The 13,006-nt window shown below is 45.8% G+C and carries 14 protein-coding genes; 10 read left to right on the top strand and 4 right to left on the bottom strand.

The genetic code is table 11. The features are described 5' to 3' along the window. Positions 1-105: 105 nt before the first annotated feature. The gene (locus ACYX4N_RS18090; RefSeq protein ID WP_476055017.1) at positions 106-1,395 is read left to right on the top strand and encodes a hypothetical protein; all 1,290 of its coding nucleotides are present in this window, start codon (positions 106-108) and stop codon (positions 1,393-1,395) included. Between the two features lie 104 nt (positions 1,396-1,499). Here ACYX4N_RS18090 and ACYX4N_RS18085 read toward each other — a convergent pair whose 3' ends face one another. Next, positions 1,500-1,832, bottom strand: coding sequence for a hypothetical protein (locus tag ACYX4N_RS18085; RefSeq protein WP_179982330.1), 333 nt, complete (start codon positions 1,830-1,832; stop codon positions 1,500-1,502). A 276-nt stretch (positions 1,833-2,108) separates the two neighbouring features. On the opposite strand from ACYX4N_RS18085, the gene ACYX4N_RS18080 reads away from it, so the two are divergent. Beyond that, the gene (locus tag ACYX4N_RS18080; RefSeq protein WP_179982331.1) at positions 2,109-2,300 is read left to right on the top strand and encodes a hypothetical protein; all 192 of its coding nucleotides are present in this window, start codon (positions 2,109-2,111) and stop codon (positions 2,298-2,300) included. 1 nt (position 2,301) lies between these two features. Here ACYX4N_RS18080 and epmB read toward each other — a convergent pair whose 3' ends face one another. After that, a complete protein-coding gene (gene epmB / locus ACYX4N_RS18075; RefSeq protein WP_476055016.1) occupies positions 2,302-3,327 on the bottom strand; it encodes an EF-P beta-lysylation protein EpmB in 1,026 nt (341 codons plus the stop codon). Positions 3,328-3,363: 36 nt separating this feature from the next. Between epmB and efp the strand changes: the two genes are divergently transcribed. From efp to ACYX4N_RS18050, 5 genes are all read left to right on the top strand, one after another. Beyond that, on the top strand, positions 3,364-3,933 hold the full coding sequence (gene efp, locus ACYX4N_RS18070) for an elongation factor P (RefSeq protein ID WP_179982333.1): 570 nt from the start codon (positions 3,364-3,366) through the stop codon (positions 3,931-3,933). Positions 3,934-4,035: 102 nt separating this feature from the next. Further along, on the top strand, positions 4,036-5,004 hold the full coding sequence (gene epmA / locus ACYX4N_RS18065; RefSeq protein ID WP_476055015.1) for an elongation factor P--(R)-beta-lysine ligase: 969 nt from the start codon (positions 4,036-4,038) through the stop codon (positions 5,002-5,004). A gap of 179 nt (positions 5,005-5,183) precedes the next feature. Then, positions 5,184-7,676, top strand: a complete 2,493-nt coding sequence (locus ACYX4N_RS18060; protein ID WP_476055014.1) for a TonB-dependent receptor — start codon at positions 5,184-5,186, stop codon at positions 7,674-7,676. 189 nt (positions 7,677-7,865) lie between these two features. Next, positions 7,866-8,489: a gamma-glutamylcyclotransferase gene (locus ACYX4N_RS18055; protein ID WP_476055013.1), complete on the top strand. Its 624-nt coding sequence runs from the start codon at positions 7,866-7,868 to the stop codon at positions 8,487-8,489. A gap of 39 nt (positions 8,490-8,528) precedes the next feature. Next, positions 8,529-9,047, top strand: coding sequence for a GNAT family N-acetyltransferase (locus ACYX4N_RS18050; protein ID WP_476055012.1), 519 nt, complete (start codon positions 8,529-8,531; stop codon positions 9,045-9,047). Positions 9,048-9,103: 56 nt separating this feature from the next. On the opposite strand, the gene ACYX4N_RS18045 is transcribed toward ACYX4N_RS18050, so the two are convergent. After that, complete coding sequence (locus ACYX4N_RS18045) at positions 9,104-9,712, bottom strand: peptidylprolyl isomerase (RefSeq protein WP_474808777.1); 609 nt, start codon at positions 9,710-9,712, stop codon at positions 9,104-9,106. 49 nt (positions 9,713-9,761) lie between these two features. Further along, the gene (locus ACYX4N_RS18040) at positions 9,762-10,994 is read right to left on the bottom strand and encodes a methyltransferase (RefSeq protein WP_476055011.1); all 1,233 of its coding nucleotides are present in this window, start codon (positions 10,992-10,994) and stop codon (positions 9,762-9,764) included. Between the two features lie 305 nt (positions 10,995-11,299). Here ACYX4N_RS18040 and ACYX4N_RS18035 point away from each other — a divergent pair, with 305 nt between their 5' ends. Genes ACYX4N_RS18035 through ACYX4N_RS18025 form a run of 3 tightly spaced genes read left to right on the top strand, consistent with a single transcriptional unit; the run spans position 11,300 to position 13,004 of the window. Further along, entirely contained in the window at positions 11,300-11,953 is a 654-nt protein-coding gene (locus ACYX4N_RS18035) for an alpha-ketoglutarate-dependent dioxygenase AlkB family protein (RefSeq protein ID WP_476055010.1), read from the top strand. A 5-nt stretch (positions 11,954-11,958) separates the two neighbouring features. Further along, on the top strand, positions 11,959-12,279 hold the full coding sequence (locus ACYX4N_RS18030) for a BolA family protein (protein WP_476055009.1): 321 nt from the start codon (positions 11,959-11,961) through the stop codon (positions 12,277-12,279). A gap of 32 nt (positions 12,280-12,311) precedes the next feature. Then, positions 12,312-13,004: a phosphatase PAP2 family protein gene (locus tag ACYX4N_RS18025; protein ID WP_476055008.1), complete on the top strand. Its 693-nt coding sequence runs from the start codon at positions 12,312-12,314 to the stop codon at positions 13,002-13,004. The last annotated feature ends 2 nt before the right edge of the window (positions 13,005-13,006 follow it).

The following is a 13,006-nucleotide window of genomic DNA, read 5'->3' as shown; positions in this document are numbered from 1 at the left end:
TAGTATAACCAGCATCTTAGCGCCTATTGTGTTTCGCTTCACAACAACGCATTTAGGCGCTAATTCCTTTTTATTAGTTGTAATTACAGGTAAAGCTGATTTCTTATGATTTTGCGTAGCCTCAAATGGCTTTTAATAACTATCGCCATCATCCTTGTTCTGCTTGTAGTAGGCGTGGCTACGGTTACCGTTATGGCTGTACAAAAAGCGCCCTTGGTAGCATCGACAGCGCCCACACAACTAGATGGTGCTGACAGTGTTAACGAACTGCTCGGCCAGCTAAAACAGGCATTTTCACGCCGAGAAGAAGGTCACCAGGTAACGCTTACCGAAACTCAAGTCGAAAGCTTAGTGGGCGTGTTACAGCGGGCCTTACCTGAGTTTAAAGGCGTAGTGAACATCACCCCATTGGGTGGTACTGTAAATGTTACTTATGCCATTGATAATACAGGCTGTTACATTAATGCCTCGGCATTAGTATTACCCGGAGATAGCTTGCGTATAGAGCAAGTTCAAGTAGGTGACTTAACCATTCCGGGCCGTTTTTTACTCGACTTTTTAGAACGCACGGTGAACTCTTATACCCAATCAGAAATAGCCACTATTGCGCTCTCTCGTGTTGAACGCGTTACCATGGGGCGCGGTGAACTTACCCTTGATGTTGGGCGCTTAGATGAACTGCTAAGTGAGCTAAACGTTGTGACTTCAAATATGTCAGTCAGCGAACAAACCGAGCTTCAGCAACTATCAGCCTATTACCTACGTTATTTATCGGGAAGAGAAATAGCTTTATCAAACAAACCGGTCTCTCTTACTGAATATTTGCGTGAAGGGATGGCTAGAGCGCGAGAGCAAAGTCAAACGTCGCAAGATGCGGTACTTCACAACAATGCTGTAATTCTCGCGCTAGCGGTTTACGTGGGTCATCACCGCGTGGGTGCACTGGTTGGCGATATCCAGCCAGATCCCGATAGGGCGTTAAAGCCGCGCAGGGGCGCGGTACTTCATAATCGCAATGACTTGGCTCGTCACTTTATTATCTCTGCGGCATTAGAGCTAATGGCCGAACAAGGTATGTCCCTAGCAATTGGCGAGTTTAAAGAATTAATGGACCGAGGCAACGGTGGCTCGGGCTATAGCTTTGTAGATTTAGCGGCAGATATGTCGGGCACTGAGTTTGCGAAAGTTGCTACAAATCCAAGCACCGCGATGGAAGTACAAAACGCGATGGCGCGCATTCAAAGTGAATTGGAAATCATCCCGCCTATTGAAGGTCTGCCTGAAGGCCTGAGTAAGCAAGCGTTTACTGAACAATATCAGCGCGTAGACAGTGAAGCCTATTTAAAAGAAGTAAAGGAGATTAAGCGTAGAATCAGCTTGCTGCCGCTTTACTAAAAATAAGCGCAAAGGCGTGAGAGAGCGCGCCGTGAGCGAGAAGCTAATCTATAAAAAAGCCCGCAATTGAAGCGGGCTTTGTTTTACTCACTTGCAGTTCTACGCTACTTTTTAGCAAGAGACTGCTGAAACTGTGCAATGGTTACTAGAGCCAATTCTATTTTTTTAACCAATGGCGCTAGGGCTTGTTTGGCCGCATCATCATCCAGTTCCTTTAGCGATTGCCAGTCATTCGCAATCTCTTGAACATAGGGGCCAAAGCGCTTGGCTGATGTGGTAAAACCGCTATCGTCAGCGAATACGGCTGCAAACTTACCTTTTTGATCGCGCTGTAAGTTATCTAAAACCTGGTCGGCATCAACGGCTTTGCGGTGCAGCGTTTGAAGTGTTTCTTGAAGTTGTTGATGGACAGCTTGCATCTCTTGGCTCTGTTGCATGTTCACGCCTTTTGTTTCTAATGTAATCCTGTGCACGTGTTAGTCGCACACTTAATGTTCATATATTGCGCAGCTATCATTTATGCTACGGCAAATGTATTACGGTAAATAATGGTTAAAGTTTCGCCTTTCAAGGCCGATAACTTACCGATGTTGTAAATTACAAAACCTACGGTTCACTAACGAACTCGCTGGTTACGTAATGCTCAACACATCGTAAGGGTGGGCAATTCTGCCCATTTTTTTACTTTGCTACAAGCAACAAAGGAAAATGGTATGGATCTACAAGGTGCTAGTGCCTCTGGAGCGTCCGGTGCGTCACTTGAGTTGGCCTCTCTTAAGTTGGCAAAAAGCCAACAAGAGCAAGAGGGTAAAGCGTCGCTTCAGCTGCTGGAATCAGCCGCTGACGTACCAAAACCGTCATCTTCAAACCCCGCGTTAGGCGCCAACATCGATACCTACGCGTAAGTTACGGATGCAAATGTAAGTCGATAGGCGTTTTGCCAGGTTGACCGCCAATTTCTCTCACCAGTTTTGGCACTAAAAAGCCTGGCAGACGCTTTATCGCTTCTTCCATAATCAGGCGACCTTCATCGTCGCTGACATAAAAATGGCTTGCACCCTGCACTTTATCTAATACGTGTAGGTAATAAGGCAGGACACCCGCTTCAAAAAGTGACTCGCTTAAGTTACTGATGGCCTCGCCAGAATCGTTAATGCCTTTAAGTAATACCGACTGATTGAGCAAAGTCACGCCCTTGTCTCGCAATGTGCGCAGTCGACTTTTTAAGGGCTCAGAGACTTCATTCGCGTGGTTCGCGTGCAGCACCAGCACCTTTTGAAGAGGCAAGGCCGTAAACCATTCAATAAAGTCACGGCTGATTCTTTCTGGCAATACCACAGGCAAGCGGCTATGTATGCGCAAGCGTTTTATATGGGGAATGGCGGCAATTTCATTAGCTAACCACGCCAAATGATCATCTTTCGCCATAAGTGGGTCGCCGCCGGAAAAAATCACCTCGTTAATCTTGCTGTTACTGCGAAGGTATTCAAGTACATCGAGCCACTGATGTTTACTTACCGAATTGTCGGCATACGGGAAGTGGCGACGAAAACAGTAACGGCAGTTTACTGCACAGCCAGTGCGTACCATTAATAGCACACGAGAATCGTATTTATGCAAAATACCCTTGCCTGCGGTGTCGTGCTCGTCTAACGGATCTTCGCTATAACCGGGTGATGTTAGAAACTCGTCGCTAAGCGGCATGACCTGTAAAAACAGTGGGTCGTTAGGGTTTCCCTTTTCCATCAGATCCACAAAATGTCGTGGAACACGCATAGGAAACAGGCGGCGTGCTTTAATATGTTGAGCGTATTTTTCTTCGTCTAAACCTAAGTGCTGCAACAGTTTTGCAGGATCGGTGTAGCTACTTGCTAATTCTTTTTGCCAGTTATGCTCTACAGAAATCGGTTTTTTAGGTATTATTTGTTCCACGAAACTTTTTGTACCTTATGTTTAGACAGAGGAATTATGGCTAATTACAGCACTAACGAGTTCAAAGGCGGCCTGAAAATCATGCTGGACGGCGAACCTTGCAACATTCTAGAAAACGAATACGTAAAGCCGGGTAAGGGCCAAGCGTTTAACCGCGTAAAAATCCGCAAGCTTATTTCAGGTAAAGTTTTAGAAAAAACTTTCCGCTCAGGTGAATCAGTAGAAGGCGCTGATGTAATGGATACAGAGCTTGCCTACTTGTACACCGACGGCGAATTCTACCACTTTATGAACAACGATACATTCGAACAAATCGCTGCAGACGAAAAAGCGGTGGGCGAGAACCAAAAGTGGTTGGTAGAAAACGACGTTTGTACTATTACACTGTGGAATGGTTCTCCTATTACGGTAACGCCACCTAACTTTGTTGAGCTAGAAATCACTGAAACGGACCCAGGTCTTAAAGGTGATACAGCAGGTACGGGCGGTAAACCAGCGACACTTAGCACTGGTGCAGTTGTTCGCGTTCCTCTATTCGTACAAACAGGTGAAGTTATCCGCGTTGATACGCGCTCTGGCGAATACGTGTCTCGTGCACAAAAATAATAGCGAATACTAAAGCGCTATACGCGCATATTGTTTACGTATAAAAGCCGGTGCCTTGTGTACCGGTTTTTTGTTTAAGCTTTACTATTTAGGTTTTAATACATGCAACCTTGGCAGCCGACTACCACACATGATGCGCGTGTAGCGCGTGCAGAATTACTCAGAACCATCCGAGAGTTTTTTTACGCAAGAAACGTGTTAGAGGTAGACACGCCTTTACTTTCAAATGGCACAGTTACTGACGAACACCTAGATGCGTTTGATACACAATTCAATTTTGCCTCATCCGGTAAGCCAAGTAAGTTGTATCTTCAGACCTCGCCAGAATATGCCATGAAGCGTTTACTGTGCGCTGATAGCGGCAGTATTTATCAAGTGTGTAAAGCGTTTCGCCACGAAGGGGAAGGGCGCTGGCACAACCCAGAATTTACCATGCTAGAGTGGTATCGCTTAGGCTATGATCACTTCGCTTTAATGGACGAGGTTGACGCCTTATTGCAAGAAACCTTAAACACCGCCTCAGCCGATAAAATGACTTATCAGCAAGCCTTTCAGCACTATCTAAATATTGACCCACTAAGCGCTGATGATGAAATTTTGCTAAGCGCAATGGAGCAGCACCATATAGATATTCATGCGCCACAAAGCCTTAGCTATGACAGCAAATTACAACTGTTATTTAGCTATGTTATCGAGCCTGAAATCGGTATTGAACGGCCTTGTTTTGTCTACAACTTTCCGGCCTCTCAGGCTGCGCTTGCACAGTTAAGTTCTGCTGATGAGCGGGTTGCTGAACGCTTTGAGGTGTATTACCAAGGTGCTGAACTGGCCAACGGTTTTCATGAGCTAAGTGCGGCGAAAGAGCAAAGGCTTCGCTTTGAGACGGACAACGAAAAGCGCAAAGAAAACGGGTTACCTACAAAGCCCATTGATGAGAATTTTTTAAGTGCCCTTGATGCTGGGTTGCCCGCATGTGCAGGCGTAGCCTTAGGTGTCGACAGGTTACTGATGTTGAAAACAGGCGCGTCACATATTAAAGAAGTCATTAACTTTAATGTAAGTAGAGCTTAAGCACTTTTTGCGTAAGTTGGTGCGAAAAAAGTTAACTAAGCACCTAAATAGTCACAAAACATTAAATTACGTTAGAACAAAGGGAAGTTACGCTAGGCTGCGGTTGACATAAGCAGGTCAATGCTGAAAAATGTTATAACATCACTAGATAATGTTATAACATCCTTGAAGGAAACCTCATGAAAATGCGTTCGCTGCTAAGTTTGTCCATAGCAGGGCTTTTAAGTGCGCCTGTGTATGCCACTACAGTAACGGGAAAAGTAACCGATACTGCTGGCCAACCAGTTGCTGGTGCAGAAGTTAAAATTGAAGGTAGCCGTCGCGTGGCTTACACCGATGAAAATGGCGTTTACCGTTTTGACGATGTTAAGCAGCCACATATTCATTTACATGTTTATTCTTCTAACTACATTCATGGTGATAACGACCTAGGCGACGTAAACGCAGATCAAAACGTCGACTTTGTTTTACAGCCCGCATCTGTTGAAAATATTGTTGTAACTGCTAATGCGCTTCAATCATCGGTACTTGAATCGGTTACACCCGTAACTGTTATCGGGGCTGATAAACTACGTAAAATTGAAGCGCCAACCCTAGGCGAGACCCTTAAAAACGCGCCGGGTGTACACAGCACGTATTTCGGTCCAGTATCAAGTAGCCCAGTTATTCGCGGCAACGATGGCCCTCGCGTAAAGATAGTTCAAAACGGCTTAGATGTTTCTGACGTATCGCGTGTTGGACCAGACCATAACGTAGCGGCTACGCTTTCAAGCGCAACCCAGGTAGAAGTACTTCGCGGCCCAGCAACACTCCAATACGGCAGCGGTGCTATCGGTGGTGTGGTTAACGTAGTAGATAAACGCATTCCCCAGTACCAAATAGACGGCGTAGAAGGCGAAGCTGAAACCAGCTATAGCACGGTTAACAATGGTTCGTACACTCGTGCAGATGTGACTGGCGGTAGTGGCAACATTGTGTGGCATGTAGATGGTTTCTATCGCGACACAGATAATGCTGACATCCCAGGCTTCGCGTCTATCGAACCTGATGAAGATGAACCTTACGGTGAATTAGAAAGCAGCGCCATGGAGACCCGCAATGTGGTTGCAGGCCTATCTTATGTAGCAGAAGAAGGTTACTTCGGTTTTGCGGTTGAGCAGTTAGATAATGAGTATGGCGTACCGGGCCACAGCCATGAGCACGAAGAAGAACATGACGAAGACGAGCATGATGAGCTGGATGGTGACCACGACGAAGACGATCACGATCATGAAGAAGAAGAAGGCGTGCTACTTGATGTAGATATGACTCGCTACCAAGCAGCCGGTGAATGGCATTCTCCTTTCGAGGGACTAACTAACCTTAAATTTGCCGCGGCTTATACCGATTATGAGCACGCAGAAATTGAAGACGGCGAGCCGGGTACTGTATTCACAAACGAATCAAGCGATATTCGCCTGTCTGCTTACCATGAAGAAGTAAACGGATGGCACGGCGTATTCGGCCTACAGTTTAACCATAGCGATTACAATGCTGTCGGCGAAGAAGCTTTCACGCCAGCCAATACCACCTCAAGCTATGCACTTTATGTCGTGGAGCAGAAGAAAGTAGGTGACGTTACCTTTGAGTTGGGTGGCCGACTTGAACGCACAACCTTGGATGCTGAAGCAAGCGAAGTAGAGCTTGACGTATTACATGAAGATGAGGAGCACGAAGGCGAAGAGCACGAAGGCGAAGAGCACGAGGATCACGAAGGCGAAGAGCATGAAGAGCACGCTGTTGCCTTCAACTTCCCTGATTATGACTTCACCAGCCTGTCGCTTTCAGCGGGTGCCAACTGGGAATATCAGGAAGGCCATTCAATTGCCGTGACTTTATCACGCAGTGAACGCGCGCCTAGCCAGCAAGAACTTTTCTCTGCAGGTCAGCACTTAGCAACTCAAAGCTACGAAGTGGGTCTGGTGTTCGATATGGACGAAGAGGGCCATATTGAAGAAGACTTAAGAAGCGTTAACGAGGAAGTTAGCACCAACCTAGATATTACTTTCCGTAAATTTACCGGAAGCTGGGGTTACAGCGCATCTTTCTTCTACAATCAGGCTGATGACTATATCTTCCAGTCGAGTACGGGTTTGCTTGCCCTAAGCGAGCACGAACATGAGGAAGAGCACGACGAGCTTGAAGAAGAGCATGACGAACATGAAGAACACAGTGATGAAGAGGGCACGCCGATTTATTACTTCCAACAGGCTGACGCTGACATCTGGGGCTTTGAAGCAGAAACTTACGTAGACTTAACAGACACGCTACGCTTAACTGTATTTGGCGACTATATTCGCGCAGAAGTAGAAGATGACAACCTTCCACGCACACCACCTATGCGCTTTGGTAGTGAAATAAGCTATGTGAACGATGGTTTAAGTGCTGACGTGGGCTTTACATGGTATGACGACCAAGATGAAGTGGCGTCGTTTGAAACCTCAACCGATGGCTACACACTAGTTAATGCTAGCGTTCAATACGAATTTGGTTCGCAAGGTATCGACTGGGTGCTATTTGCTCGTGGTGAAAACCTGACTGATGAAGAAGCACGTGTTCATACATCTTTCTTGAAAGACCAAGCACCGCTTCCAGGTAGAAACTTTACTATGGGTGTGCGAGCGTTGTTTTAATTAACGACGTTACTGTAGTAAGCAAAGGCGGTGTAACGTGTTACACCGCCTTTGCTATTTATGCAGTGTGAAAAAATATTTATACAGTTTGAAAAAATGCGTAACGCAATTTTTTCTTTGGGCTATACAAAGTAAAGATAAACAGCCCTAAAATTGTGATGATGAGACAGCTATGAAGTAGAGGTGAAAATGAATGAGATAGCGAACTGGTTAAGTACGCAAACCGAAAAACACATGGTTTTAGGTTACGGAAGCTTACTCAGCAAAGATAGTCGAGAGCGCTACTCGAACATTTTCACAAAAGGGATCCCTGTAACCGTATCAGGGTTCGAACGAGCTTGGGTGACGCGCAGTCTTCACGAAGAGCAAACCTATGTAGGCGCCGCAGCCAACGCTCATAGCCAGCTGAACGCTCAGCTTATCCCCACGCAAATTAACCCTGCGTTACAGGATCGAGAAAAAGACTATCGATTTGTGGAAGTTAGTCCTAAAGCGCTTAGTTTTCAACTTCACCAAGGTGAGGTAACAGACGCGTTAAATGAGCGATTGGCGCAGTTCACTTTCTGGATTTGTGAAACACTCGCCTGCGAGCCAGCAAGCGAAGCATTCCCTGTTAGTCAAACCTATATTGATACTTGTATGGCCGGTTGCTTAGAACACGGTGGCATTGAAGAAGCGGAGCGATTTGTAACACACACGTCGCTGTGGGAACACCCGAGAGTAAACGACAGAGCACAACCCAAATACCCGCGTGCGGCAAAAGTAAATAATGAAACTATTGAGCATATAGACAGAATTCTAGCGAAGCGCTAGTTTTAGCAGTAACAAACGCCCTTAGGCAGAGAGTTTAGTGTGAATACTGAAGCATCAATTTTAACCTCCGAAAGAATTACCTTAAGACCGCTCACGTTTGATGATCAACATTGGGTACTAGCATTACAGCAAGACGAGCTGTGGCTTAAGTACATTGGAAGTAAGAACGTTAATACACTCGATGACGCCTGCGACTACATTGGAAAAACCAATGCGCAACGAGAAGAGTGGGGTTACGGTTTACTTGCTGTTGAGTTAAATGACACTAAACAACCGTTAGGAGTTTGTGGGTTATTTAATCGCTTTGCATTTGAATGCCCAGACTTGGGTTTCGCCATGTTGCCTGAAGCAAGAGGAAGCGGCTTATGCCACGAGGCATGCAAGAAGGTTATAGCTTGGGCTACTTCACAAGGGTATGGTTTTTTAACCGCTATGACGCACCCAGACAATAAGGCATCGCAAAAGCTATTGCAGCGACTAGGGTTTAAAAAGCAGGGATTCTACTTCGATAAAACCTTCCCAAAACAGCATTTGTTTAGAGTTGAGCTTCAGCCATAGATGAGCTCGCTCTATGGCTGAATGTCCAAAGCGTTTCGGCCAAAGCCGCTGCAACCTTATAGCGGTGGTAAAACGGTCACTTTTTTAATAATGATTGGCTCAATGGGGACATTATTCGCGTTAAGGCGAATAGAGTATTCAGTTTCTACTTCCGACATAGCATCAACAATATCTTCGCCTTCCACAATAACGCCAAACACCGCATAGCCCCAGTCTCTTCCTGGATTTAAGCTGCTGTTATCGTTCACATTAAAGAAAAACTGTCGGTTCGCCGTATGTGGGTCATTTTGTCTTGCCATTGCAATGGTGTGTAGGTCGTTGGTTAAACCGTTACCTGACTCATTAAAGATATCGGGGAAGTTTGATTTGCCATTGAAGTCAGCAGTATAGCCACCACCTTGCACAACAAAGCCGGGCACGATGCGATGGAAAATCGTGTCTTCATAGGCTCGCTTGTCCACATAACGAAGAAAGTTATTTACCGTAATTGGCGCGCGTCTTCTGTCTAGTTCAACCACGATATCACCCATGGTCGTTTCTATTTTCACCCGTGGGTAATAGTTATCGGGCTGAACCTGAGACCCATCATCTTTCTTAGCCATAACCGACGAACTGCTGCCAATCAGCATAACAACGGTGATGAGTGATAAAAGTATTTTCTTCATAAAAATGCCTTTAAATGTATTCCTTAATTTGCGTACTTCTTGTATGCGCTTAGCGTTTTGCAGTGCCTAAGATAACGAACTTTTTATCACTCGCAAGTACCTTAGCGCCACCAAACAGCTTTTTAAGTTTAATGTGGTAGTCGAGGTGTCGGTTGCCAACCACCACCAAGTGACCACTTTTAATCAGCAACTCACGAGAGTCAGTAAACATTTGCCATGCAATATGGTCTGTGATCGCGTTTTGCTGATGAAACGGAGGATTACACAAAATCTTAGTAACAGCTGGTCTGTTTTCGCGATTTAAGAGTGTTTCTAAGCAGTTACTTGCCACAAACTCGCACTGGTCGATTTTATCCGGAAAGTTGTTTAGCACGTTGAGTCGGGCACTTTCCAGCGCCATGTAAGACTCATCCACGAATATCACTTTGGCATCAGGGGCAAGAGACAGCGCGTTTACACCCAGTACACCGTTGCCGCAGCCTAAATCTACTACCACGTCATTGGCACTCACCGTCATGTGCTCAAGCATAATACGCGCGCCAATATCCAGCGACTGTCGAGCAAATGTGTTGGCAAGGTTATCGATAGTAAGCTCTGCGCCCATGGTGCTTTTACATTGCCAGCGCGTAGGATAGGGAGAGTCAGCGAGTTTTAGAGACTCACGAGGCGTTGCAAAAACAAGCCGAGACTTCTTTTTAGCAAGGGAGGTGGTGGTAGGGCCAATATATCGCTCAAACAGGTTAAGTACCGACTTCGTAATGGCCTTTACTTTACCCGTTGCGACGATGCGAGTATCAGGCGTAACATATTTCTGTAAATCGATAAGCTGTTGTTCCAGCAAAGCGAGGGCGCGAGGAACTTTTATGACGATAAGGCTAGGTGCAGTTTCTGGTTTAAACGTTAAGCTTTCTACACTGGTTAACGTTTTAAGCGGTGCGGTCGTAAGCCCACTTGTACTGTTATCTACTGATGCATTGAGTAACTGGTTGGCTTTCAAGTTCTCAGACAGTGAACGCAACGAAATATACGAATCGGACACCCAGTAAGGCGCTAAATGGGAAAACCAGCAGCCTAGCGCACCAAAGTCGTCGTTAAAGATCATCATTGACCCATCATTTTCACCGCTGCCAATTGAAAGCGATGTTTCACTTAACAAGGTTTCGATGTGCTCAATAACGAGTTCATCGGCGCTATCCCACGCTTGAAGGCTTACATGCTGGTGCTTTTCAGGGTAGCGAATCAGCGAGAACTGGCGGTCGGCAAATATAAATTCTGTATTCATTGGGGTCTGTTTTTAGAGAAGGCTCAAAGCATTATCTACTAGGGAATGCTCATTTAATTTACGTGCTAATGTCTATCTTATCATATCAACCATTTGGCTCTAACGAATAACCCGTTATTCTTCAGTATTGAATGCACCTTGTATAAAGCACGATATTTAACGATGACAGAGCAATCCGCACTGGAAAAGCATGCGTACTCATTGCAAACAAGGTGTAATTACACAAGCTCTACAGGAGCATTGGCACCGTCAATCGCTATTTAGATAGCGAGTACTAAATACCAAAGGAAGTCTCTCACTTACACATGCAATTTTCTCTGTTCGACACGGCTGAAGACAAGCGTACGTCTTATAAGCTCCCGTTAGTAGAAGGTGACGTCACCTATTTTTCTAACGCGCTATCGCAGGCTTCTGCTGATACCTTCTTTACAAAACTGCAAGCAGAGCTACCCTGGCGTCAGGATACGATTAGGCTGTTTGGCAAGCCGGTAAAAATTCCTCGGCTTCAAAGCTGGCACGGCGATCCCGAATGTACTTACACCTATTCAAATTTAACCATGTCACCGAACCCTTGGACGGAAAGTCTTGCAGACATTAAAGCGCGCTGTGAGCAACTGTGTGAAAAATCGTGCGCGTCACAGTGCAAAGCAAGGTTCAACAGCGTGCTAGCCAACTGGTATCGCGATGGGCAAGACAGTATGAGTTTTCATTCTGATGATGAACCAGAGCTAGGTGTCAACCCCGTGATTGCATCAGTTACGTTAGGGGAGGCAAGACCCTTTGTTTTTAAGCATAAAGAAACAAAGGAAAAGCATACGCAGGTACTGGAACACGGGAGCGTATTGATTATGGCAGGTGCAACACAAAGCCATTATGTGCATGGTATTGCAAAGACGACAAAGCCCATCGGTGGTAGAATTAATCTTACATTTCGACATCTTATTCAAAGAGCAAGGTAAGCAGGATGCAAGTAAAAGCGTTTCTAGAAACTACGATTGAAGGGGCACTTAGCCCTAGCTATCTCGAGGTTGTGGACGAAAGCTTCATGCACAATGTGCCTGACGGCGCGCAAAGTCACTTCAAAGTTACCGTGGTAAGTGACGCCTTTGAAGGTAAGCGTTTAATAGCAAGGCACAGAGAAATTAACGGGCTTGCGGCAGAAGCGCTGCAGGGGCCTGTTCACGCTTTGGCGCTTCATACATATACACCTGCCGAGTGGGAAGCGCGAGGTGGAGAGTCGCTAGCATCACCTAACTGTCTTGGCGGCAGCAAACACGATAAGTAGCACCCTCAGTTGTACTAAATGGAAGTAGAAACATGACAAGCAGTGAAAAGACAAAAAATGGCGCCATCGCCGATTATTTAAGCATGGTAAAAACACCCGCGATTCAAGTTTTACTACTTGGAACCGGCTTTTTGTTAATGATGCTGTTTGTCTACATGGGCGTTTTAACGTCATTTGATAAAGCATTGTTTAACACAATTAGCAAGCTAGGCAATGTGTCGGGGTGGGAGCGTGACGTGCTTAGGGATGCCACAGCGCTAGGTAGCAATACGGTGCTAGTTTTTGTTGTGGCAGCAGTCGCTGGTGCTTTGGGTATGGCGGGAGAGAAGAAAAAGGCTGTTACCTTTATCATTGCCGTTGCGGCGGGAATTGCGATGACTTTTCTACTTAAAGCGGGGATCGACAGGCCGCGTCCATCGCTGAACATGCAACATGTTGATGTGTATACCCAAAGTTTTCCTTCGGCTCACGCCACGCTATCAACCTTGGTTTACTTTTATGTAGCTCATTTGCTTACACATTTAACGCAAAGTACGCGGGTACGAGTATGGATATACCTTGCGACTACTCTGCTGGTATTTTGCATTGGCCTTAGCCGTGTCTTACTGGGTGTACACTGGCCTAGTGATATTATCGCAGGCTGGTTTGCTGGCGGAAGCATGGCTGCATTTTGCTTTTACGTGATTAAGTGGAAGCGAAAGCTGCGTATTAAAGACAAAGGTTAAGC

The sequence above is a fragment of the Alteromonas sp. ABH4_452 genome, from assembly GCF_056311825.1.
The sequence above is the reverse complement of the archived record's forward strand: the minus strand, read 5'-3'. Positions and strand labels throughout refer to the sequence as shown.

Excerpts from the sequence above, each read along its gene's own strand:
- ACYX4N_RS18090 (WP_476055017.1), top strand. The coding sequence starts at position 106 with ATGATTTTGCGTAGCCTCAAATGGCTTTTAATAACTATCGCCATCATC.
- ACYX4N_RS18085 (WP_179982330.1), bottom strand. The coding sequence starts at position 1,832 with ATGCAACAGAGCCAAGAGATGCAAGCTGTCCATCAACAACTTCAAGAA.
- ACYX4N_RS18080 (WP_179982331.1), top strand. The coding sequence starts at position 2,109 with ATGGATCTACAAGGTGCTAGTGCCTCTGGAGCGTCCGGTGCGTCACTT.
- efp (WP_179982333.1), top strand. The coding sequence starts at position 3,364 with ATGGCTAATTACAGCACTAACGAGTTCAAAGGCGGCCTGAAAATCATG.
- epmA (WP_476055015.1), top strand. The coding sequence starts at position 4,036 with ATGCAACCTTGGCAGCCGACTACCACACATGATGCGCGTGTAGCGCGT.
- ACYX4N_RS18060 (WP_476055014.1), top strand. The coding sequence starts at position 5,184 with ATGAAAATGCGTTCGCTGCTAAGTTTGTCCATAGCAGGGCTTTTAAGT.
- ACYX4N_RS18055 (WP_476055013.1), top strand. The coding sequence starts at position 7,866 with ATGAATGAGATAGCGAACTGGTTAAGTACGCAAACCGAAAAACACATG.
- ACYX4N_RS18045 (WP_474808777.1), bottom strand. The coding sequence starts at position 9,712 with ATGAAGAAAATACTTTTATCACTCATCACCGTTGTTATGCTGATTGGC.
- ACYX4N_RS18040 (WP_476055011.1), bottom strand. The coding sequence starts at position 10,994 with ATGAATACAGAATTTATATTTGCCGACCGCCAGTTCTCGCTGATTCGC.
- ACYX4N_RS18035 (WP_476055010.1), top strand. The coding sequence starts at position 11,300 with ATGCAATTTTCTCTGTTCGACACGGCTGAAGACAAGCGTACGTCTTAT.
- ACYX4N_RS18030 (WP_476055009.1), top strand. The coding sequence starts at position 11,959 with ATGCAAGTAAAAGCGTTTCTAGAAACTACGATTGAAGGGGCACTTAGC.
- ACYX4N_RS18025 (WP_476055008.1), top strand. The coding sequence starts at position 12,312 with ATGACAAGCAGTGAAAAGACAAAAAATGGCGCCATCGCCGATTATTTA.